Genomic DNA, 19,737 nt, shown 5'->3' with positions numbered 1-19,737 from the left:
CTGTTTTGTGAAGTAAATCGTAGTGAAGTGTCATTTTATGTAAAAATAGTGATTAAATCATTTGATTAATGAACCCGGGTGGTAGAATTGAGTCATACCTTAGGCATGAAAGAAAAGGTAAAGGGGAGGACATAAGTACGATGAAAATTTTCGCCCGTTACAACCCGGCTCAGATCGCCCGCTACGTGAAAACCTTATTCCGTGGCCGCCTGTATATACAGGGGATGGGCGCGTTTGAATTTGACTACGGCAAGATTTTACCGCCGAAAATCAGAGACAAACGCCATCTGAGTGCAATGAGTGAAATTAATCAGCAGGTATCGTTGCTGCAGGCGCAGCTGGCGTAACCACAATACCTGTCTGATGAAGAAGGGTTAGTTTTACGGTTTCTGGTGCTGTTCGTTGTGTGCCACGTCAGACTGACCCTTTTTGCCGCTTTCCGCCGCTGACGGACGCGGGATAACCGGTGCATCCGGGATCCGTGTAACCAGCAGCTGGTCAATCTTGTAGTTGTCGATATCCACCACTTCAAATTTATAGCCTGAGAACTTCACGGAATCGGTTCGTTTCGGGATACGGCGCAGTTTGTACATCAGGAACCCGGCGATGGTTTCGTAATTGCTGTCATCCGGGAACTCATCAATATCCAGCACCCGCTGCACATCCTCAATCGGGGTACCGCCTTCAATCAGCCAGGAATTTTCATCACGGGCGACAATCTGCTCTTCCTGTCCCTGACCAACCAGATCCCCCATCAGGGTAATCATCACGTCATTGATAGTGATAACACCCATCACCATGGCGTATTCATTCAGAATGATAGCGAAGTCTTCCCCTGCATTCTTAAAGCTCTCCAGCGTGTCTGACAGGCTCAGGGTATCCGGGATCATCAGTGCCGGGCGGATCTGCACACCTTCATGCAGATTCAGGCTCTGGCCGTTCAGCACGCGGTTGAGCAGATCTTTGGAATCGACATAACCGAGCACATGATCCAGCCCGCCGTCGCACACCAGGAATTTCGAGTGCGGCTGCGTGGAGATCTTCTCTTTGATACTTTCTTCGTTTTCCTGCTTGTCGAAATAGACCACGCTCTCACGGGAGGTCATGGCGGACGGCACGGTACGGGATTCCAGCTCAAACACGTTTTCGATCAGTTCGTGTTCCTGCTTGCGCAGCACACCGGCGACCGCGCCCGCTTCCACCACCGCGTAAATATCATCTGAGGTGATATCTTCATTTCGCGCCAGCGGAATTTTGAATAATTTAAAGAACAGATTGGATAATCCGTTAAACAACCAGGCCAGCGGGCGCAGTACCGTCAGGCAAAAACGCATCGGCTGGACAATCCGGATGGCGACCGCTTCCGGCTTGATCATGCCGAGACGTTTCGGGGTCAGATCCGCCAGCAGGATAAACATGGAGGTCACGATGATAAATGACAGTACTGAACCGAGCTGCTGTGCGGCGGCATCAGCCATAAAATTGCCGAACAGGGTGCGCAGCGCCGGTGAAAAGGCAGATTCACCGACAATACCGGCGAGGATCGCCACGGCGTTCAGGCCGATTTGCACCACGGTGAAGAACATCCCCGGGGCTTCCTGCAAACGGAGCACATGGGCGGCATTGGTATTGCCTTCGTCAATCATGACTTTGAGTTTGATACGCCGCGAGGCGGCCAGTGATATTTCAGATAACGAAAAGAATGCGCTGATCGCGCACAGTAACAGGACGATTAATAAACTATTTAACATATAAGTTCCGAATGGCCGGCACGATTGCCTCTGGGCGCGCTGTTGTTGATTATGCGTGGCGACCGGTTATTTTAGATATATAGAGCATAAGTATCGGATATTAAAAAAGAAAGGCGCACAGAACATCCAATTTGCCTGTGCGCGGATGTGCAGTATAGCACCGGAAGGGGAAAAGCGGCTAGTTTCTCAGCGAAGGCGGCAGACAGACCCCGATCCCGCCGAGCCCGCAGTAGCCTTCCGGGTTCTTATCCAGATATTGCTGGTGGTAATCCTCCGCCACATAGAACGGGCCGAGCGGGCGGATGGCCGTGGTGATACTGCGGCTGTCGTGATTCTCATTCATTGCCTGCTGGTACTGCTCACGCGAGGCAAGTGCCTGCACACGCTGGCTGTCAGACTGAGTGTAAATTGCCGAACGGTACTGAGAGCCGATATCGCCGCCCTGTTTCATGCCCTGTGCCGGGTCGTGGTTTTCCCAGAACAGACGCAGCAGATCGGCGTAGCTGATAACGGACGGGTCGTAGACCACGCGGACAGCTTCAGCATGACCGGTGTTGCCGGTGCAGACACCGTCATAGGTCGGGTTCTTTGTCGTACCACCTGTATAACCGGCGGTGGTGCTGTACACGCCCGGCTGCTGCCAGAACAGGCGCTCCACGCCCCAGAAGCAGCCCATGGCGAAATACGCGGTATCAAAGCCGTCAGGCACATGATTCACATCATGACCGGTTACGGTATGGCGCGGGCTGATGGTCAGTGCCGCGGCGCTGTCAGGCAGTGCATCGGCGGCAGAAACAGGAGATACAACAGTGTCCTGCGGGTATTGAGTGGTGTTTTGTGTCATTTACGGTGGCTCCTGTTTAAGAATAATCGGTGCATTATCAGCAGATTTCAGGTTATTTATCTTATGTATCTATAGTAAACTTCAAATAATTTTCATTTATACCCTTATTCATTCACATTGCAGGTTCGCTGGCGGTATTCTGAATGAATAAAGGTATATCTCAGTCAAATCGCAGAAATTCAGGAGTTGATGTGATCCGGTACCCTCTTGTTTGTGTTGTCGCTGTGTCTCTCACATCCCCTCTGGCCTATAGTGCAAATCTTCGCTTAAAAGTGGAAGGGCTCGACGGGCAACTTGAAAAAAATGCAAGAGTCCAGCTTTCCACTATCACAACGGATGAGGTCGTGGCTGACGGCCGTTTTCGTGCCCGGGTGGAAAAAGCCATCAAAGAAGGGCTTCGTCCGCTGGGGTATTATGAGCCGGTGATCACCTTTGATTATCAGGACAACGCGCCGCCTGCGCGTCCGGTGTTGTATGCCCGCGTCGTCCCGGGGGAACCGGTTAAAATTGCCGGGGTGACGGTGGATATCGAAGGCGCGGCAAAAACCGATCCCGCATTCAAAAAATTCATTACTAAAAATACACCTGAAACCGGGACTGTCGTCAATCACGGCGAGTATGAAAGTTTTAAAAGCGGATTATCCGGGCTTGCCTTAAAACGCGGTTATTTTGATGCGGAGATGGAAAAAAGCCAGCTCGGTATTGCGCTTTCCCGTCACGCGGCTTACTGGGATTTTGTGTTCAACAGCGGCAAACGATACCGTTTCGGTAAAGTGAATTACCAGGGCTCGCAAATCAGCGATGCCTATCTGGAAGGTTTGGTACCGTTTAAAGAGGGCGATTACTACACCTCGGAACAGCTGGCGGAATTTAACCGTCTGCTGGCGGAAACCGGCTGGTTTCAGTCCGCGATCGTCACCCCGGATATTGCCAAAGCACGGGCGGATAACAGTGATTATCTGACCATGGATGCGTCATTCACCCCGCGTGCGCAAAACTTTGTCGAGCTGGGCGGCGGCTTTGCCACCGATGTGGGACCGCGTGTTCAGGCGAAATGGAATAAGCCGTGGGTGAACGCCAGCGGCCACAGTCTGACCTCCAGTATCAGCCTGTCCGCACCGGAACAGATTATTGATACCTCATACCGCATCCCGCTGAAGGTTAATCCGATTGAACAGTATTACGCCGTTTCCGGCGGGTATAAGCGTACCGATCTGAACGATACCAAAGCCGATACCGCGACAGTCAGTGTTTCCCGTAACTGGGATTTATCCACCGGCTGGCAGTACGGTATCAATATGCGCTGGAGTCTCAGCCACTTTACCCAGGCGGATATCACGAACACCACTATGCTGCTCTATCCCGGCGTGAATGTCAGCCGTGTCCGTTCGCGGGGCGGGATGATGCCGTCCTGGGGGGACAGCCAGCGTTACTCAGTGGATGTTTCCAATGAAATGTGGGGCTCGGATGTGGATTTTTCCATTTTCCGTGCCCGTAACGTCTGGATACGAACGCCGTGGGACGGGCACCGCTTTGTGATGCGCGGCAATCTCGGCTGGATTGAAACCAATAATTTCGACAAGGTTCCGCCGGATCTGCGTTTCTTCGCCGGTGGCGACGGCAGTATCCGGGGCTACCGTTACAACAAAATCTCACCGGAAGATGCTGACGGCAAACTGACCGGCGGCTCGCGGATGGTGGTCGGCTCACTGGAATACCAGTACAACGTAACCGGAAACTGGTGGGGCGCGGTGTTTGTGGACAGCGGTGAAGTGGTGAATGATATCAAACGGAGTAATTTCAAAACCGGTGCCGGTGTCGGGGTGCGCTGGGCATCACCGGTCGGGCCGATCAAATTTGACCTCGCGGCACCGGTCGGTGATGACCAGACGAAAAATATCCAGTTTTATATCGGATTGGGGGCAGAACTCTGATGAAATGGCTGAAGTATCTGAAATGGCCGGCAATCATTCTGCTGGTACTCATTCTGCTGATTGGCGGCACACTCGGCTGGATCCTGGGCACACAGTCCGGCCTGCATTTTGCGCTGAATTTTGCGCCGCGTGTGGTTTCCGGCCTGGCTATCGGTCAGGTTGAGGGTGATCTGCGTAATCTGACCCTGAAGCAGGTGAAATACACCATGCCGGGTATTGATGTCAGCGTGGATAAGGTGAACCTGGCGCTGCGTCTGAGTTGCCTGAAAGACATGACACTCTGCGTTGAAAACCTCAGCACGGATGGCACGCGGGTTGCTGTCGATACAGCAAAACTGCCGTCGTCAGAAGAAACCCCCCCGTCAGAGCCGCTGACGGAGCTGAATGCACCACTGACCATATTCCTGGATTCTCTCTCCGTGACCAACACACAGGTCACCGTGGATGATATGGCGGTAAATCTGGGCACCTTCCGCACCGCCATGACCTGGCAGGGCGACCAGCTGACCCTGAAACCCACGGTGATTAATGCCCTTTCTGTTGTGCTGCCGAAAAGTGACCCGGCTGAGGCAGAAGAACCGGCACCGGCAACGGATGCACCGGAGAAGCCGTTAGGTGAAACCATCAGTGAGATTTTTGCTCAGCCGATGCTGGCAGAACTGCCGGAGGTTATTCTTCCGCTGAATATTTCAGTGGAAGGTATTTCCGGTGAGAACTGGCAGGTGAGCGGTGATGCACCGGTGACCATCAATTCCCTGCATCTGGCGCTGTTTAACAAGGGGCAGGTACTGACCCTCAGTGATCTGTCTGCGGATGCGCCGCAGGGCAATATTGCGGTCAGCGGGGAAGTGGCGCTCAGTGAAAAATGGCCGGTAGCGTTGTCGGTGAAAGGTCATGTCCGTGATTTTGAGGAATTCAGCGGGCAGGATCTCGATCTTACCCTGAACGGCGGGCTGCTGGATGAACTGAAACTGGCACTGGCGCTGAAAGGGCCGGTCAATGCCACGCTGGATGCACAAACCAACCTGACACAGGCTGATCTGCCGCTGCTGCTGACCCTGGAGAGTCAGAAAGTCAGCTGGCCGCTGACCGGTGAGGCGGATTATCAGCTTGATGGTGTAAAACTGCGTGTTAACGGGAAAGTGAGCGGTTACGACCTCTCCCTGCGTTCGGATATCAAAGGAAAGGACATCCCGCCTGCGCTGCTGACCCTGGATGCCAAAGGGAATACTGAACAGCTCAATCTCACCCGGTTGCGCCTGAATGCGTTACAGGGCTTTGCGGAAGTGACCGGGGTGGCGGACTGGCAGAAAGCCATCAGCTGGCAGGCCGTTCTGACGCTTTCCGGCCTGAACACGGCGAAAGCCTATCCGGAGTGGCCGGCCAAAGTGGACGGCAAAATCAGTACCAGGGGTAGTCTGTACGGCGGTAACTGGGAACTTGAAATCCCGGATATCACCCTCGACGGTAAAGTGAAGACCTATCCGCTGAAAGCGCGCGGTAATGTGAAAGGTAATGCGGGCGGTCAGTGGACGATTCCGGATCTGAAACTGGCACTGGGCAACAATAAACTGGACGTGCGGGGCGAGCTGGCGGATAACTGGAAGCTGGATGCGGATATCAATGCACCGGCGCTCGGCGGCCTGGTTCCGGGGCTGGCGGGAACCATCAAAGGGAAGCTCAATGTTCGCGGCAATATGGAAAAACCACAGATCCTCGCCGATCTGGCCGTCAGCAACCTGAAATGGCAGAACGACCTGTCGGTGGCAAATGCGAAAATCAAAGGGGATATCACCTCCGCAGAGCAGATCAAAGGCCAGCTGGATGTGACCGTGAATCAGCTGAAACAGGCTGATCTGGTGATCAGCAATCTGACCCTGAATGCCAAAGGCACCGAAGCACAGCACCAGCTGAAACTGACCATGAAAGGCGAGCCGGTCTCTGCACAGCTGATGCTGAACGGCGGGTTTGACCGCAAAACCGAAACCTGGAAAGGTACGCTGAATAATACCCGCTTTGACACACCGGTGGGTGAGTGGTCACTCAGCAAGGCAATGGCGCTGACCTATCTGAATGAAAAACAGGAAGTGACCATCGGCACCCATTGCTGGGTGAATCCGGATGCCCGAATCTGTGTACCGAAACCGATCACTGCCGGGGCTTCCGGTAATGCATCCGTTGCCCTTGAACGTTTTGACCTGGCGATGATTAAACCGTTCCTCGGCCGGGATACCCGGCTGGACGGTGTATTCAGCGGTAATGCCAATGTCCGCTGGTTTGCGGACGGTTCACAGCCGGTGGTGGATGCATCTCTGAAAGGCAACGGCGTGAAAGTGGTGCAGAATCTCGACGGTACAAATCTGCCGGTCGCATTTGACACCCTGACCATGACCGCCGCCATGAAGAACGGCAAACTCAATCTTCAGTGGCTGATTGCTATCGCCGGTAACGGGAAGATTAACGGTAATGTCCAGATTTCTGATCTGGAGAAACGCCGCCAGCTGAGCGGGAATGTCGGTATCGATAATATCTCTCTGGATCTGCTGAAACCGCTGCTGGGTAAAGGGGATAAAGCCACCGGGCGGCTGAACGCAGGCCTGCGTCTGGGCGGTAATGCCGCGTCGCCGCTGCTGTTTGGTCAGCTGGGATTATCGGATCTCGCGGTCAGCGGCCGTCTGCTGCCGTTTGATATCACGACCGGCGGGCTGACGGTTAATTTCGATGGCGCCCGTTCTGATCTGAGCGGAAACATCAAAACGCCGGAAGGGTATCTCAACCTCAGCGGTAACGCGGACTGGCGCAGAATGGATGCCTGGAGTGCGAAGATTTTCGCGCAGGGTGACAAACTGCGCGTTTCCCTGCCGCCGATGATCCGGATTGATGTCAGCCCGGATCTGGTCTTTGAGGCGACACCGTCGATGCTGAAACTGGACGGGACGGTGAATATTCCGTGGGCGCGGATTACCGTGCATGAAGTCCCGGATTCCGCTGTCAGCGCCACATCCGACGAAGTGATGCTGGATGACAACTTACAGCCAATCCGTGAGAAACAGACCAGCATTCCGATCCTGAGTAATCTGCGGATCCATATCGGTGATGATGTGCTGCTGGATGCCTTCGGCCTGAAAGCAAGACTGACCGGGGATCTGAAAGTCGCTCAGGATAAACAGGGACTGGGACTTAACGGACAGGTGGATATTCCGCAAGGGCGCTTCCATGCTTACGGGCAGGATCTGCTGGTGCGCAAAGGTCAGATCCTGTTCTCCGGTCCGGCTGACCAGCCGTTCCTTAATCTGGAAGCGATCCGTAACCCGGATAACACCGCCAACGGCGTGATCGCGGGTGTCCGGGTGACCGGGCTTGCTGACAGACCGAAAGTGGAAATATTTTCTGATCCGGCGATGTCCCAGGAAAATGCGCTCTCTTATCTGTTGCGCGGTGAGGGGCTGGATTCCGGTGACGCAGACAGTTCGCAGATGACATCCATGCTTATCAGCCTCGGGGTGGCACAAAGCGGGCAGTTAGTCGGAAAAATTGGTGAAACATTCGGTATTTCGGATCTGGCACTGGATACCCAGGGCGTGGGCGATAAGTCGCAGGTTGTGGTCAGCGGTAAGATAACCAATGATCTGCAGGTAAAATATGGTGTCGGTATATTTGACTCTTTAGCAACCTTAACGTTACGCTATAGGTTAATGCCCAGGTTATATCTGGAAGCGGTGTCTGGTCTTAACCAGGCGATCGATCTGCTTTATCAGTTTGAGTTTTAATATATGCGAGTGATCGTTTATGGCAGTTTGCGGCAGAAACAGGGCAACCATCATTGGATGACCTATGCCGCCCTGCTGGGAGAATATACGCTTGAAGGCTATGACCTGTATGATTTGGGACACTATCCTGCGGTGGTACCGGGAACCGGTTCGATCGAATGTGAAGTGTACCGGATTTCCTCGTCGATCCTGACCGAGCTGGATGAATTAAAAAAAGATGGTCAGGATTACCGGCGTGAACTGGTTTCAACGCCTTACGGCAGTGCCTGGATTTACTTATATCAGCGTCCGGTGGACGGACTGGTGAAGATAAACAGCGGTGACTGGCTGAAACGGCACGAGGCAGAAGATCCGGAAAGCGAATGATTTCCCTGTGAATAAAAAAACCGCTGTGAAAACAGCGGTTTTTTTGTCTCTGAAACGGACTGCGGATTATTTTTTCGCGGCGCGTTCGAAAGAAGCAATGATTTCAGCTTTGGCGGCTGCGGCATCTTCCCAGCCGTCAACTTTCACCCATTTGCCTTTCTCGAGATCTTTGTAGTGCTCGAAGAAGTGGGTGATCTGTGCTTTCAGCAGCTCAGGCAGATCGTTCACATCGTTAATGTGATCGTATTCTTTGCTCAGTTTGGTGTGCGGAACCGCAACCAGTTTGGCATCTTCACCGGATTCGTCGGTCATTTTCAGCACGCCGACAGGACGGCAGCGGATCACTGAACCAGGCTGTAACGGATACGGCGTCGGGACCAGCACGTCTACCGGGTCACCATCCAGAGATAAGGTGTGGTTGATGTAACCGTAGTTGCACGGGTAGAACATGGCGGTTGACATAAAGCGGTCAACAAACAGTGCGCCGGATTCTTTATCAACTTCGTATTTAATCGGATCTGCGTTGGCAGGGATTTCGATAACGACATAGATATCTTCTGGCAGCTCTTTACCTGCCGGAACATTATTCAGGCTCATGAACGGATTCCTTAATCTTCAGAACAAATAGCGTGGCGGATATTATAACGAAAAAAAGGCGGTGGTATACCGCCTTTTCCTTCTCTTACTGTTGGTTACTTCCCGTTTTCGTCCGGGAATTCCGCCATAAAGCTTTCGGCTTTCTCGACCATGGCGCGGGTACCGACAAAGTACGGCGAACGCTGATGGAGTTTTTCCGGAATGATATCGAGGATACGGTTTTTACCGTCACTCGCTTTACCGCCTGCCTGTTCCGCGAGGAATGACATCGGGTTGCATTCATACAGCAGACGCAGCTTGCCGTTCGGGTGGCTGGCGGTGCTCGGGTAGATGTAAATCCCGCCCTTGAGCAGGTTGCGGTGGAAATCCGCCACCAGAGAGCCGATATAACGGGTGGTGTACGGGCGGTCAGTGGCCGGATCTTCTTCCTGGCAGTATTTGATGTATTTTTTCACGCCGACAGGGAAACGGATATAGTTCCCTTCGTTGATGGAATACATTTTGCCGTTTTCCGGGAATTTCATATCGGCCTGGCACAGGCAGAATACACCCAGAGACGGGTCATAGGTGAAGGCGTGAACACCGTTGCCGGTGGTGTAAACCAGCATGGTGGAAGAGCCGTACACCACATAACCGGCAGCAACCTGACGGTTACCCGGCTGGAGGAAGTCAGCTTCGGTGACCGGCTGGCCCAGCGGGGTGATACGGTGATAAATAGAGAAAATAGTACCGACTGACACATTCACATCAATATTGGATGAGCCGTCGAGCGGATCCATCAGAACCACATATTTGGCGTTTTCCGCACGGCCGCCCTCAAAAACAACAATGTCGTCTTCTTCTTCGGAGGCAATACCGGCAACTTCACCACGGGCTTTCAGCGCGGCTTTCAGTTTCTCGTTGGCATAGAGATCCAGTTTCATCTGGACTTCGCCCTGCACGTTAGAGATACCATTAGTACCAAGGATATCAACCAGCCCGGCTTTGTTGATATCACGGTGAATAATTTTAGCGCCTAACTTAATCGCGGAGAGGAGTGCAGTCAGTTCTCCGGTGGCGTGAGAAAAGTCCTGCTGTTTTTCGACGATAAATTCGCCTAATGTTTTCATGACGTACGTCCTGAAGTGGGTGAAATAAAAGTATTACGAAAGCGGTTGCCCGTAAACGCGGGTGCAAGTTTAGCCAAAGAAAATCATAATTGATAGGCTAATCCGTTTCAGTTCTTTTGAGAGATGGTTAGAATAGTGACCAACGTCATGCTATTGGATAAAAAATAATGCATATTCATATTCTCGGTATCTGCGGCACCTTCATGGGCAGCCTGGCTATTCTGGCCCGCGCACAGGGGCACAAAGTGACCGGTTCGGATCAGAATGTCTACCCGCCGATGAGTGATTTACTGACAGAGCAGGGGATCGAACTGATTCAGGGTTATGACCCGGCTCAGCTGACGCCGCGCCCGGATATGGTGGTGATCGGCAATGCCATGAAACGCGGAAACCCGTGTGTTGAGGCGGTGCTGAACCAGGGAATTCCTTACACGTCAGGCCCGCAGTGGCTGCATGACCATGTATTACCGGAGCGCTGGGTGCTGGCGGTTGCCGGGACTCACGGCAAAACCACAACCGCCGGTATGCTGGCGTGGATCCTGGAAGACTGCGGCTATCAGCCGGGCTTTCTGATCGGCGGTGTCCCGGGGAACTTTGATGTCTCCGCCACGCTGGGTAACAGCCCGTTCTTTGTTATCGAAGCGGATGAATATGACTGTGCATTCTTTGATAAACGCTCAAAATTCGTACATTACAGCCCGCGCACGCTGCTGCTTAACAACCTCGAGTTTGATCACGCGGATATCTTCGAAAACCTCGCGGCGATTGAAAAACAGTTCCATCATCTGGTGCGCGTGGTGCCGGGTGACGGCAAAATTATCGCCCCGGCGCAGGATGCCAATCTGAAACAGGTGCTCAGTATGGGCTGCTGGAGTGAGGAAGAGTACACCGGCGATAACGCCCGCTGGCAGGCAGAGAAAGTCACCAATGACTGCGCTGAGTTTGATGTGCGCTATGACGGTGAAATCAGCGGCCGTGTGACCTGGGGACTGGTAGGCGAGCATAATATGCAGAACGCTCTGATGGCGGTGGCTGCCGCACATCACGTTGGCGTACCGGTGGCGGAAGCCTGCCGTGCGCTGGGCAAATTTATCAACGCCCGCCGCCGCCTTGAGCTCCGTGGTGAAGTGAACGGTATCCGTGTCTATGATGACTTTGCACATCATCCGACCGCCATTCTGGCCACATTACAGGCGCTGCGCAGTAAAGTCGGCGGTACGGCCCGCATCCTGGCGGTTCTGGAGCCGCGTTCAAACACGATGAAAATGGGGATCAGCAAAGACGATATCGCGCCTGCGCTGGGGCGTGCGGATGAAGTCTTTATCTTCCAGCCGGCGAATATTCCGTGGCTGGTCAGTGAAATTACCGAGCGCTGTGTACAACCGGCATACTGGACCGGTGACCCGGATACACTGGTCAATATGGTGGCTGAACATGCACAGCCGGGGGATCATATCCTGGTGATGAGCAACGGCAGCTTCGGCGGTATCCACGATAAACTGCTGGAAAAGCTGAAGTAATCTGCGAAAAAATAAAAAACCGCGTGGTGCATCAGTACCACGCGGTTTTTTTATGATTAACGGCGGATTACAGTTCCTGTTCGAACAGGGCGAGAATCGCTTCGTAAAGCTGTTCTGTGGTGAAATCTTTGGCCGGTGTCGAGAAAATAGTGTCATCTCCGGCGATACTGCCGAGAATACCCTCGGATTTACCGATGGAGTCCAGCAGACGGGCAATCAGCTGCGCTGCGCCCGGACTGGTACGGATAACCACCACCGAGTCATTGTAATCAATATCCAGCACCAGGTTTTTTAACGGGCTGGTGGCTGTCGGAACGCCCAGTTCCGCAGGCAGACAGTAAACCATTTCCATTTTCGCGTTACGGGTGCGGACAGCACCGAACTTGGTCAGCATCCTGGAAATCTTGGACTGGTTAATATTCTCAAAGCCCTCTTCCTGCAGGGCCGTGACGATCTCCCCCTGAGAGCTGAATTTCTCTTCTTTCAACAGCGCTTTAAACGCCTTGATCAGATCTTCCTGTTTAGAAGGTGCACGCATAGTCTTTCCTGCAAATTTGGAGACGAACCTTATTATTATGCGGAAAAATGCATTTTTATGCAAATTAAACCCTGTGGTCTGACCGGGGGAAACCGCATTAATGGTCAAAACTGGTGATCAGCTCACGTAATTGACATTGCTTATGGCTCTGACCGGGTTATCACAGGAGGTAAATATATTGTTAATTAAATGAGGTTGTTATCAGTTACGCATCGGTATATTAACGCACATGACTATAAGTGCGCTTAAAGTAAAATAATTGTCAAAATAGTGTTCCTTATCTCATTAACAGATAAGCGATTTGTTTAGAATGGATAACAATAGACAAACAGATTCAAATGCGTGAATATGCAATCAGTCTGTTAAAATATTGTATTCACAGCCCTCATGCACGGATTCGCGCCTGGTGTGCAATCGTGCTAACCGTCCCAAGTTAAGGAGTCTCAGGATGAAAGTTGCAGTTCTCGGAGCAGCAGGTGGTATTGGTCAGGCTCTCGCCCTTCTTCTTAAAACCCAGCTTCCTTCAGGTTCAGATCTTACTTTATATGATATCGCACCGGTCACACCGGGTGTGGCAAAAGATCTCAGCCATATTCCGACCGATGTCCGGATCACCGGATTCGCGGGAGAGGATCCTACCCCTGCATTAGAAGGTGCGGATATTGTCCTGATTTCTGCCGGTGTGGCCCGTAAACCCGGCATGGATCGTTCTGATCTGTTTAATGTGAATGCGGGGATCGTCCGTAATCTGGTGGAAAAAATTGCCAAAACCTGCCCGAAAGCATTAATCGGTATTATCACCAACCCGGTGAACACCACTGTGGCGATCGCGGCAGAAGTGCTGAAAAAAGCCGGAGTGTATGACAAAAATCGCCTGTTCGGCGTGACTACACTGGACATTATCCGTTCCAACACCTTTGTGGCGGAACTGAAAGGGAAGAAGCCACAGGAGCTGGAAGTGCCGGTTATCGGCGGACACTCCGGTGTGACTATTCTGCCGCTGCTGTCTCAGATCCCGGGTGTCAGCTTCAGTGATGCGGAAATTGACAACCTGACCAAACGTATCCAGAACGCCGGTACTGAAGTGGTGGAAGCCAAAGCCGGCGGCGGGTCCGCTACGCTCTCTATGGGCCAGGCAGCCGCACGTTTCGGCCTGTCACTGGTTCGCGCCATGCAGGGCGAGAGCAATGTGGTGGAATGCACTTATACCGAAGGTGACGGCAAATACGCCCGTTTCTTTGCTCAGCCGGTGCTGCTGGGCAAGAACGGTGTTGAGAAGCGTCTGGACATCGGTTCACTCAGTGCATACGAAGAGAAAGCGCTGAACGGCATGCTGGATGTGCTGAAAGCCGATATTGCCCTTGGTGAGAAATTTATTAACAGCTGAATTATTAATTAGTTGTATTTATTTTTTCGGGCCGTAAATAAAACCGCTAATCATTATTAGCGGTTTTATTATTTTTATGATTATATATTGAAATTACTTAGTTACCTTCATTCTTCTTTTCCTATCTAATAATTCACCTGTGATAGAATCAAAATAACGACTGGGCCAAATCTCTGACGGATGAATGGCGAGAAAGTCTGCGATGAGCCATTCACCTTTCGGCCACGGGCGGACAATCGCGTTGGCGAGTGTTGAGGAGCTGAGTCCCGAATTGCGCGATAAGGCAGCCATACTTGTCCCCCGTTTTTTCAGCGAAGCAATAATATCAGCAGGGTGCCAGTCAGATTTACCGGAATCCATATATTGCGTCCTTTTTATTTCAGATTAATGTTGTGTTAGTGGTATAAATAACGAGTTGTCGTTACATTAAAGATGAATTCAATTCGTTATTAAGAAAATAAAATACCATTATTTTTCTAAATATTTTCTTAAATTTTTTCTTAAAAATATCTTTTTTGAACTCTGTTACAGAATTAAGAAACCAAATGAACATTTGGCGGCAACACAAAGGAATGAATCAAGTAAGCACAATTACTTACTCAACATAAGGAGTTTGTTGATGAAACAAAAGTGGTTTTTACCTGTTATCAGGCGTGATACGTCAGCAGCAGCACTGAGCCGGATCTCATTTTCTGCCCGACGGTCATGTTGTCAGTACTTACCGTCGTTGTAATAAAATATGCCGATTATTCACAAAAAGATGATGTTTTATCCTTGCGTTTGTCAAATGAACTCGTAAAAATCGGCATCAATCCGGAAGCTGTTAAATAAATTCAGTGTAGCTAAAGCAGTTGTCATTTTTAGGAAAGTGTCCGGCAAATTTACACAGTTTAAGCACAAAAATTGCCGATTTTTTGCTGAAAATGGGTTGCAGGAGAAAAGATGAAAAAAGAATGGTATTCCGCGAAGGAATTGGTTGGTTTGGCGGGCTTGCCATCATCTCCTCAAGGTGTCAACCTGATGGCGAGACGGGAAGGCTGGCATCAGAGGCGCAAGCGTGGTGTGCAGGGAAAAGCTGTCGAATACAGTATCGATAGTCTGCCGGATGAAGTTCAGGCGATCCTGCATGCATGTGACAACAGCGCCAGCTATCAGGCGAAACGGCAGGATGCGTTTCTGATCTGGGTGGAAGCCTATTATCAGCTGACCAGAGAGGAACGGGAAAAAATTGTTACGTTCATTCTGCGGGAAGGGTTGGCCAAACTAATCCAGCATCTTGATGCACAGGAGCTTCCGGGCAGCCGGGAGCGGGACGAAAAACCGGAATAAAAAACGGGATCCTCGCGGATCCCGTTTTTTTCGCTGTGATCAGGCGGAGCGGCGGACGGCGATATGAGCCAGACCGGCCAGCGCGTCTTTGTACTGTGAATCCGGCAGTACGGACAGGGCTGCGATAGCTTTGTCGGCTTCCTCTTCGGCACGGTTATACGTGTAAGTCAGGGAGCCGCAGCGCTTCATGGCCGCCAGAACCTGTTCCAGCAGATGACGCCCGTTACCCTGTTCAATGGCCTGACGGATCAGTGCGGATTCTTCCGCATTGCCGTTGTGCATGGCGTGGAGCAGCGGCAGTGTCGGTTTGCCTTCGTCGAGATCATCCCCGGTATTTTTGCCGAGTGTCGCGTTATCCGCATCATAATCGAGAACATCATCGATCAGCTGAAACGCGGTGCCGAGATAGCGGCCGTAATCCTGCAATGCTTTTTCCTGTTCCGGTGTGGCACCGGCCAGGATCGCGGCAGATTGTGAGGCGGCCTCGAACAGACGGGCGGTTTTGCTGTAAATAACCTGCATGTAATCCGCTTCGCTGATATCCGGATCGTTGCAGTTCATCAGCTGCAGCACTTCCCCTTCCGCGATCACGTTCGTCGCCTCTGACATCAGCTTCAGCACGCGCATGGAATCCAGATCCGTCATCATCTGAAAGGATCGTGTGTAGATAAAATCCCCGACCAGCACACTGGCGGCGTTGCCGAACACCTCATTGGCGGTCTGTTTGCCGCGGCGCATATCAGATTCATCCACCACATCGTCGTGCAGCAGGGTGGCGGTATGAATAAATTCGATCAGGGCTGCCACCTGAATATGTTTGTCGCCGTCATAGCCCAGAGCCCGGCCGGTCAGCACAGCGATCATCGGGCGGATCCGTTTCCCGCCGCCGCTGATAATGTAGTAACCCAGCTGGTTGATAAGTGATACGTCTGAGGTCAGCTGTTTTTGAATCTTTTGATTGACAGCGGCCATATCATCCGCCGTCAGCGCGATTATTTGTTCTGAGTTCATATGACTTGCTTTAACCTTGTTTTTGACATCCCGATCAAAGGTAATGGTTTATGATAGCAGCGTTTTTTATATTTTATGATTGTACTGTAAAAAAGCTGCAAATAAACGGCTATCTGTAAAGTGACGTTTTTTTACCATTAGATCGTTTTCAGCACTTGTCATTTGCGGCATTTTTGCGTAAAATCCGCGCCCTATTGTGAATAATTTTATAGTGCACTCTGAGAATCAAATTTTATGGGGTGTGCGGAAAGCGGAGTTAATATGTACGCGGTTTTCCAAAGTGGTGGTAAACAACACCGGGTCAGCGAAGGTCAAATCGTTCGCTTGGAAAAGCTGGACATCGCAACAGGTGAAACTGTTGAGTTTGACCAGGTCCTGATGGTTGCAAATGGTGAAGACATCAAGATCGGCGCTCCAGTCGTTGAAGGTGTTAAAATTAAAGCTGAAGTGGTTACACACGGTCGCGGCGATAAAATCAAAATCGTTAAGTTCCGTCGTCGTAAACACAGCCGGAAACAGCAGGGCCACCGTCAGTGGTTCACTGATGTTAAAATTACCGGTATCGCTTAAGTTAATAGGAGAGCAGATCAATGGCACACAAAAAGGCTGGCGGCTCGACTCGAAACGGTCGCGATTCTGAAGCAAAACGTCTGGGTGTAAAACGTTTCGGTGGTGAAGCTGTATTAGCAGGCAGCATCATCGTTCGTCAGCGTGGTACTAAATTCCACGCAGGCAGCAACGTAGGTTGCGGTCGCGACCACACTCTGTTCGCGTTAGCTGACGGAAAAGTAAAATTCGAAGTTAAAGGCCCGAAAAACCGTAAGTTCATCAGCATCGAAGCTGAATAAGTTTTTCACGTCTTAACCGAGTCCGAAAGCCCTGCAAACCTTTTGCAGGGCTTTTTATATGCGTAAAACGTCATCCCGGGTCATACTGAACCGGTAGTCCGGACACGGCAACGTTACGGAGAAAAGTAATGAAATTTGTAGATGAAGCTAAAATCCTGGTTGTGGCAGGAGATGGCGGCAACGGATGCGTGAGCTTCCGTCGCGAAAAATATATTCCGAAAGGCGGACCAGACGGCGGAGACGGCGGTGATGGGGGTGATGTATACCTTCAGGCCGATGAAAACCTCAATACCCTGATTGATTACCGTTTTGAAAAATCCTTCCGTGCTGAGCGGGGTCAAAACGGCCAGAGTCGTGACTGTACCGGTAAACGGGGCAACGATATCACGATTAACGTGCCTGTAGGCACCCGTGTGCGCGATATGACCACCAATGAGATACTGGCGGACATGTTGCAGCACGGACAGCGTCACATGGTTGCCAAGGGCGGATTTCACGGCCTGGGTAACGCACGCTTTAAATCCTCTGTTAACCGCGCACCGCGTCAGCGCACCATGGGTACCCCGGGTGAAACCCGCGAACTCATGATGGAACTGATGCTGCTGGCTGACGTCGGGATGCTGGGAATGCCGAATGCCGGTAAATCCACCTTTATCCGTTCTGTCTCTGCGGCAAAACCAAAAGTGGCGGATTATCCGTTTACCACACTGGTGCCGAGCCTGGGTGTGGTGCGGATGGATAACTCACAGAGCTTCGTGGTCGCGGATATCCCGGGACTGATCGAAGGCGCATCTGATGGTGCCGGTCTGGGGATCCGTTTCCTGAAACACCTGGAACGCTGCCGCGTGCTGCTGCACCTGATCGATATCTGCCCGGTGGATGAAAGTGATCCGGTGGAAAATGCGAAGATCATTGTCGGTGAACTGGAAAAATACAGTGAAAAGCTGGCTGAGAAGCCGCGCTGGCTGGTCTTCAACAAAGTCGATCTGATTGATCCGGAAGAAGCGAAAACCCGCGCTCAGGCGATCGCCGATGCCCTCGGCTGGGAAGAAAAATTCTATATGATCTCTGCGGTCAATCACGAAGGCGTGAAAGCACTGTGCTGGGATCTGATGGAATTCCTCAATACCCATGCCCGCGAAGCGGTTGCTGAAGTCCCGGCTGCGGATGCGAAAGTGGACTTTATGTGGGACGATTACCACAAAGAGCAGCTTGATCAGGCAGAAGATGATGACTGGGACGACGACTGGGATGAAGACGACGAGGAAGGTGTCGAGTTCATCTGGAAGAAATAATCGTCAGCATTCTGAATAAAAACCCGATAGTTGGTTACCCGACTATCGGGTTTTTTTATGAGGGGAATGCGGGCGGTATTGCGATTGCCACCGGAAAAATAAATTTTATTTATGTTAATCACGGTATTTTTATTGCGCCAGAATAAATAACACGATGAACTTAAGGTAAATTTAATGCGTATATCATAAGGATAAAAAGTGGCCAATATCATTTATCTTTCAGTTACCGGTAACAAGTAAGGGCTGATTTCCCGGGGGGCTTCAACGATTGATTCTATCGGGAATAAATATCAGTCGGGACACGAAGATGAAATACTGGTATTTGAAGTTTCTTCCGGTCTTTCGATGGGGCAGAATGTCAGTTTCCAGCCGTTAGACATCCGTAAACCGATTGATAAGTCGTCTCCGCTTCTCGCCCAGGCTCTGACAAACAGTGAAATGCTAACGTGTAATTTCTCATTCTACCGGACAGGTATGAATGGCAGTATGGAGTTATATTACAAAATAAAACTGACAGAGGCCGCAATTGTCAGTCTTAACTGTTTTTATCCGAACTCCGTCACACATAACGATTCACAGCCGGAAGAAAGTCTTTCAATCCGCTTTAAGTCCGTGACCTGGGAACATGTTATGGCCGGAACCAGTTCTTACAGTATCTGGGATGACAGGAGTTTCTGATACCAACAGCCCGTGTATTATCGACCCAGCCCGCTTACAGTCGTGAATTTGATGATTACTGTAATAAACTGAAAACGCTTTCTGAACGTGCGGCATCCTATCTTTTATATAACCCGGAAGTGAAAATAATTTACCGGGAAAATATCCGCAAGGCGATAGCTTATTTGAAAGAGGAATTTTACCGCAAGCGGAGTTCATCTGAGGATCATTATGCTTACATGCAAGGCCGGGATAATGCGTTTAATGGTCTTATTTATATAATAGTGAGGAAGCTGATTACCAACGAGGCAGGCGTAATGACTGGTCTGTTTATGAGGCAACTGAACAATTTGAAGAGCAGGGGTGGCTTTTTTATGGAAAAGAAGGACTTCAGATTCTAGGTGGGTTTGTTCAGATTGCTGGTGGATATTTGACCTTTAAAACAGGAAACCTAATAAGGTCAAATAAATTAAAGGGAATTGGCGCTTTAGCTGTTACCACCGGAATAAGTAATGCCTTTGAGCATGGTTTTATCATTCAATATGAAATAACTAAAGGGAAATCTGGTGGATATAATAAAAATTTAATTGAGAATGTAATGGCGGATATTTCCGAATATGCGGGGTATGGAAGAAAAAGTGGCGAACTGACTTACAAAGCTGTCGATTTTAGTGTCAGTTTATTTCTTTCATTCGGTGCTTTAGTTAAGTTAAAAAACCCAAAAAGGCTATTAAACCTCCCAGTCTCAACCCGAAATGGTGTTGTTTACCCAACGCTAATG

The 19,737-nt window shown here is 50.9% G+C and carries 18 protein-coding genes and 1 pseudogene; 12 read left to right on the top strand and 7 right to left on the bottom strand.

Annotated elements, in window-relative coordinates:
- Nucleotides 1–140 precede the first annotated feature (140 nt).
- Nucleotides 141–347 carry a DUF1107 domain-containing protein gene (locus U868_RS0118165; protein WP_004234508.1) on the top strand — a complete coding sequence of 69 codons (207 nt, stop codon included), beginning with the start codon at nucleotides 141–143 and terminating at the stop codon, nucleotides 345–347.
- A gap of 33 nt (nucleotides 348–380) precedes the next feature.
- Here U868_RS0118165 and U868_RS0118160 read toward each other — a convergent pair whose 3' ends face one another.
- Together U868_RS0118160 and msrA are read right to left on the bottom strand one after the other, a co-directional pair.
- Nucleotides 381–1,751 (bottom strand): hemolysin family protein, encoded by a 1,371-nt coding sequence (locus U868_RS0118160; protein WP_025154541.1) that lies wholly within the window; start codon nucleotides 1,749–1,751, stop codon nucleotides 381–383.
- Nucleotides 1,752–1,929: 178 nt separating this feature from the next.
- The gene (msrA, locus tag U868_RS0118155; RefSeq protein WP_025154540.1) at nucleotides 1,930–2,595 is read right to left on the bottom strand and encodes a peptide-methionine (S)-S-oxide reductase MsrA; all 666 of its coding nucleotides are present in this window, start codon (nucleotides 2,593–2,595) and stop codon (nucleotides 1,930–1,932) included.
- 191 nt (nucleotides 2,596–2,786) lie between these two features.
- On the opposite strand from msrA, the gene tamA reads away from it, so the two are divergent.
- From tamA to U868_RS0118140, 3 genes are read left to right on the top strand one after another with little or no spacing between them, the layout of a single operon-like run.
- Entirely contained in the window at nucleotides 2,787–4,529 is a 1,743-nt protein-coding gene (tamA, locus tag U868_RS0118150) for an autotransporter assembly complex protein TamA (RefSeq protein WP_025154539.1), read from the top strand.
- Entirely contained in the window at nucleotides 4,529–8,299 is a 3,771-nt protein-coding gene (gene tamB / locus U868_RS0118145) for an autotransporter assembly complex protein TamB (protein WP_025154538.1), read from the top strand. The genes tamA and tamB overlap by 1 nt, the downstream gene beginning before the upstream one ends.
- Before the next feature lie 3 nt (nucleotides 8,300–8,302).
- Complete coding sequence (locus U868_RS0118140) at nucleotides 8,303–8,665, top strand: gamma-glutamylcyclotransferase family protein (RefSeq protein ID WP_025154537.1); 363 nt, start codon at nucleotides 8,303–8,305, stop codon at nucleotides 8,663–8,665.
- A 66-nt stretch (nucleotides 8,666–8,731) separates the two neighbouring features.
- Here the strand turns inward: U868_RS0118140 and ppa are convergent, their stop codons facing one another.
- Both ppa and fbp read right to left on the bottom strand, forming a co-directional pair.
- Nucleotides 8,732–9,262 carry an inorganic diphosphatase gene (gene ppa, locus U868_RS0118135; RefSeq protein ID WP_025154536.1) on the bottom strand — a complete coding sequence of 177 codons (531 nt, stop codon included), beginning with the start codon at nucleotides 9,260–9,262 and terminating at the stop codon, nucleotides 8,732–8,734.
- A 95-nt stretch (nucleotides 9,263–9,357) separates the two neighbouring features.
- A complete protein-coding gene (gene fbp, locus U868_RS0118130) occupies nucleotides 9,358–10,371 on the bottom strand; it encodes a class 1 fructose-bisphosphatase (RefSeq protein WP_025154535.1) in 1,014 nt (337 codons plus the stop codon).
- 167 nt (nucleotides 10,372–10,538) lie between these two features.
- Here fbp and mpl point away from each other — a divergent pair, with 167 nt between their 5' ends.
- On the top strand, nucleotides 10,539–11,891 hold the full coding sequence (gene mpl / locus U868_RS0118125; protein ID WP_025154534.1) for a UDP-N-acetylmuramate:L-alanyl-gamma-D-glutamyl-meso-diaminopimelate ligase: 1,353 nt from the start codon (nucleotides 10,539–10,541) through the stop codon (nucleotides 11,889–11,891).
- Between the two features lie 67 nt (nucleotides 11,892–11,958).
- Here the strand turns inward: mpl and argR are convergent, their stop codons facing one another.
- Nucleotides 11,959–12,429 (bottom strand): transcriptional regulator ArgR, encoded by a 471-nt coding sequence (gene argR, locus U868_RS0118120; RefSeq protein ID WP_004234524.1) that lies wholly within the window; start codon nucleotides 12,427–12,429, stop codon nucleotides 11,959–11,961.
- 448 nt (nucleotides 12,430–12,877) lie between these two features.
- Between argR and mdh the strand changes: the two genes are divergently transcribed.
- Entirely contained in the window at nucleotides 12,878–13,816 is a 939-nt protein-coding gene (gene mdh / locus U868_RS0118115) for a malate dehydrogenase (RefSeq protein WP_025154533.1), read from the top strand.
- A 93-nt stretch (nucleotides 13,817–13,909) separates the two neighbouring features.
- On the opposite strand, the gene U868_RS0118110 is transcribed toward mdh, so the two are convergent.
- A complete protein-coding gene (locus U868_RS0118110; protein ID WP_025154532.1) occupies nucleotides 13,910–14,176 on the bottom strand; it encodes a helix-turn-helix domain-containing protein in 267 nt (88 codons plus the stop codon).
- 582 nt (nucleotides 14,177–14,758) lie between these two features.
- Here U868_RS0118110 and U868_RS0118105 point away from each other — a divergent pair.
- Nucleotides 14,759–15,145, top strand: coding sequence for a DNA-binding protein (locus U868_RS0118105; RefSeq protein WP_025154531.1), 387 nt, complete (start codon nucleotides 14,759–14,761; stop codon nucleotides 15,143–15,145).
- Nucleotides 15,146–15,184: 39 nt separating this feature from the next.
- Here U868_RS0118105 and ispB read toward each other — a convergent pair whose 3' ends face one another.
- On the bottom strand, nucleotides 15,185–16,156 hold the full coding sequence (ispB, locus tag U868_RS0118100) for an octaprenyl diphosphate synthase (protein ID WP_025154530.1): 972 nt from the start codon (nucleotides 16,154–16,156) through the stop codon (nucleotides 15,185–15,187).
- 261 nt (nucleotides 16,157–16,417) lie between these two features.
- Between ispB and rplU the strand changes: the two genes are divergently transcribed.
- From rplU to U868_RS26035, 5 genes and pseudogenes are all read left to right on the top strand, one after another.
- Entirely contained in the window at nucleotides 16,418–16,726 is a 309-nt protein-coding gene (rplU, locus tag U868_RS0118095) for a 50S ribosomal protein L21 (RefSeq protein WP_004241383.1), read from the top strand.
- 20 nt (nucleotides 16,727–16,746) lie between these two features.
- Nucleotides 16,747–17,004: a 50S ribosomal protein L27 gene (rpmA, locus tag U868_RS0118090; RefSeq protein ID WP_004241388.1), complete on the top strand. Its 258-nt coding sequence runs from the start codon at nucleotides 16,747–16,749 to the stop codon at nucleotides 17,002–17,004.
- A 128-nt stretch (nucleotides 17,005–17,132) separates the two neighbouring features.
- Nucleotides 17,133–18,299 carry an Obg family GTPase CgtA gene (cgtA, locus tag U868_RS0118085; protein ID WP_025154529.1) on the top strand — a complete coding sequence of 389 codons (1,167 nt, stop codon included), beginning with the start codon at nucleotides 17,133–17,135 and terminating at the stop codon, nucleotides 18,297–18,299.
- Between the two features lie 243 nt (nucleotides 18,300–18,542).
- Nucleotides 18,543–18,977 (top strand): Hcp family type VI secretion system effector, encoded by a 435-nt coding sequence (locus U868_RS23760; protein WP_240182745.1) that lies wholly within the window; start codon nucleotides 18,543–18,545, stop codon nucleotides 18,975–18,977.
- A gap of 328 nt (nucleotides 18,978–19,305) precedes the next feature.
- Nucleotides 19,306–19,737: pseudogene (locus tag U868_RS26035) on the top strand (DUF4225 domain-containing protein); the annotation flags it as partial.

This window comes from Morganella morganii H1r (assembly GCF_000633515.1).
GTDB lineage: Bacteria > Pseudomonadota > Gammaproteobacteria > Enterobacterales > Enterobacteriaceae > Morganella > Morganella morganii_B.
Note: the sequence above shows the minus strand (reverse complement) of the source record. Positions and strands in the feature narration are given on the sequence as shown.

What these genes read in the sequence shown, in the direction of transcription:
- U868_RS0118110 (WP_025154532.1), bottom strand. Translation starts at nt 14,176, where the DNA reads ATGGATTCCGGTAAATCTGACTGGCACCCTGCTGATATTATTGCTTCG.
- tamB (WP_025154538.1), top strand. Translation starts at nt 4,529, where the DNA reads ATGAAATGGCTGAAGTATCTGAAATGGCCGGCAATCATTCTGCTGGTA.
- msrA (WP_025154540.1), bottom strand. Translation starts at nt 2,595, where the DNA reads ATGACACAAAACACCACTCAATACCCGCAGGACACTGTTGTATCTCCT.
- U868_RS0118105 (WP_025154531.1), top strand. Translation starts at nt 14,759, where the DNA reads ATGAAAAAAGAATGGTATTCCGCGAAGGAATTGGTTGGTTTGGCGGGC.
- U868_RS0118165 (WP_004234508.1), top strand. Translation starts at nt 141, where the DNA reads ATGAAAATTTTCGCCCGTTACAACCCGGCTCAGATCGCCCGCTACGTG.
- ispB (WP_025154530.1), bottom strand. Translation starts at nt 16,156, where the DNA reads ATGAACTCAGAACAAATAATCGCGCTGACGGCGGATGATATGGCCGCT.
- argR (WP_004234524.1), bottom strand. Translation starts at nt 12,429, where the DNA reads ATGCGTGCACCTTCTAAACAGGAAGATCTGATCAAGGCGTTTAAAGCG.
- mpl (WP_025154534.1), top strand. Translation starts at nt 10,539, where the DNA reads ATGCATATTCATATTCTCGGTATCTGCGGCACCTTCATGGGCAGCCTG.
- ppa (WP_025154536.1), bottom strand. Translation starts at nt 9,262, where the DNA reads ATGAGCCTGAATAATGTTCCGGCAGGTAAAGAGCTGCCAGAAGATATC.
- U868_RS0118140 (WP_025154537.1), top strand. Translation starts at nt 8,303, where the DNA reads ATGCGAGTGATCGTTTATGGCAGTTTGCGGCAGAAACAGGGCAACCAT.
- fbp (WP_025154535.1), bottom strand. Translation starts at nt 10,371, where the DNA reads ATGAAAACATTAGGCGAATTTATCGTCGAAAAACAGCAGGACTTTTCT.
- rpmA (WP_004241388.1), top strand. Translation starts at nt 16,747, where the DNA reads ATGGCACACAAAAAGGCTGGCGGCTCGACTCGAAACGGTCGCGATTCT.
- cgtA (WP_025154529.1), top strand. Translation starts at nt 17,133, where the DNA reads ATGAAATTTGTAGATGAAGCTAAAATCCTGGTTGTGGCAGGAGATGGC.
- mdh (WP_025154533.1), top strand. Translation starts at nt 12,878, where the DNA reads ATGAAAGTTGCAGTTCTCGGAGCAGCAGGTGGTATTGGTCAGGCTCTC.
- rplU (WP_004241383.1), top strand. Translation starts at nt 16,418, where the DNA reads ATGTACGCGGTTTTCCAAAGTGGTGGTAAACAACACCGGGTCAGCGAA.
- U868_RS0118160 (WP_025154541.1), bottom strand. Translation starts at nt 1,751, where the DNA reads ATGTTAAATAGTTTATTAATCGTCCTGTTACTGTGCGCGATCAGCGCA.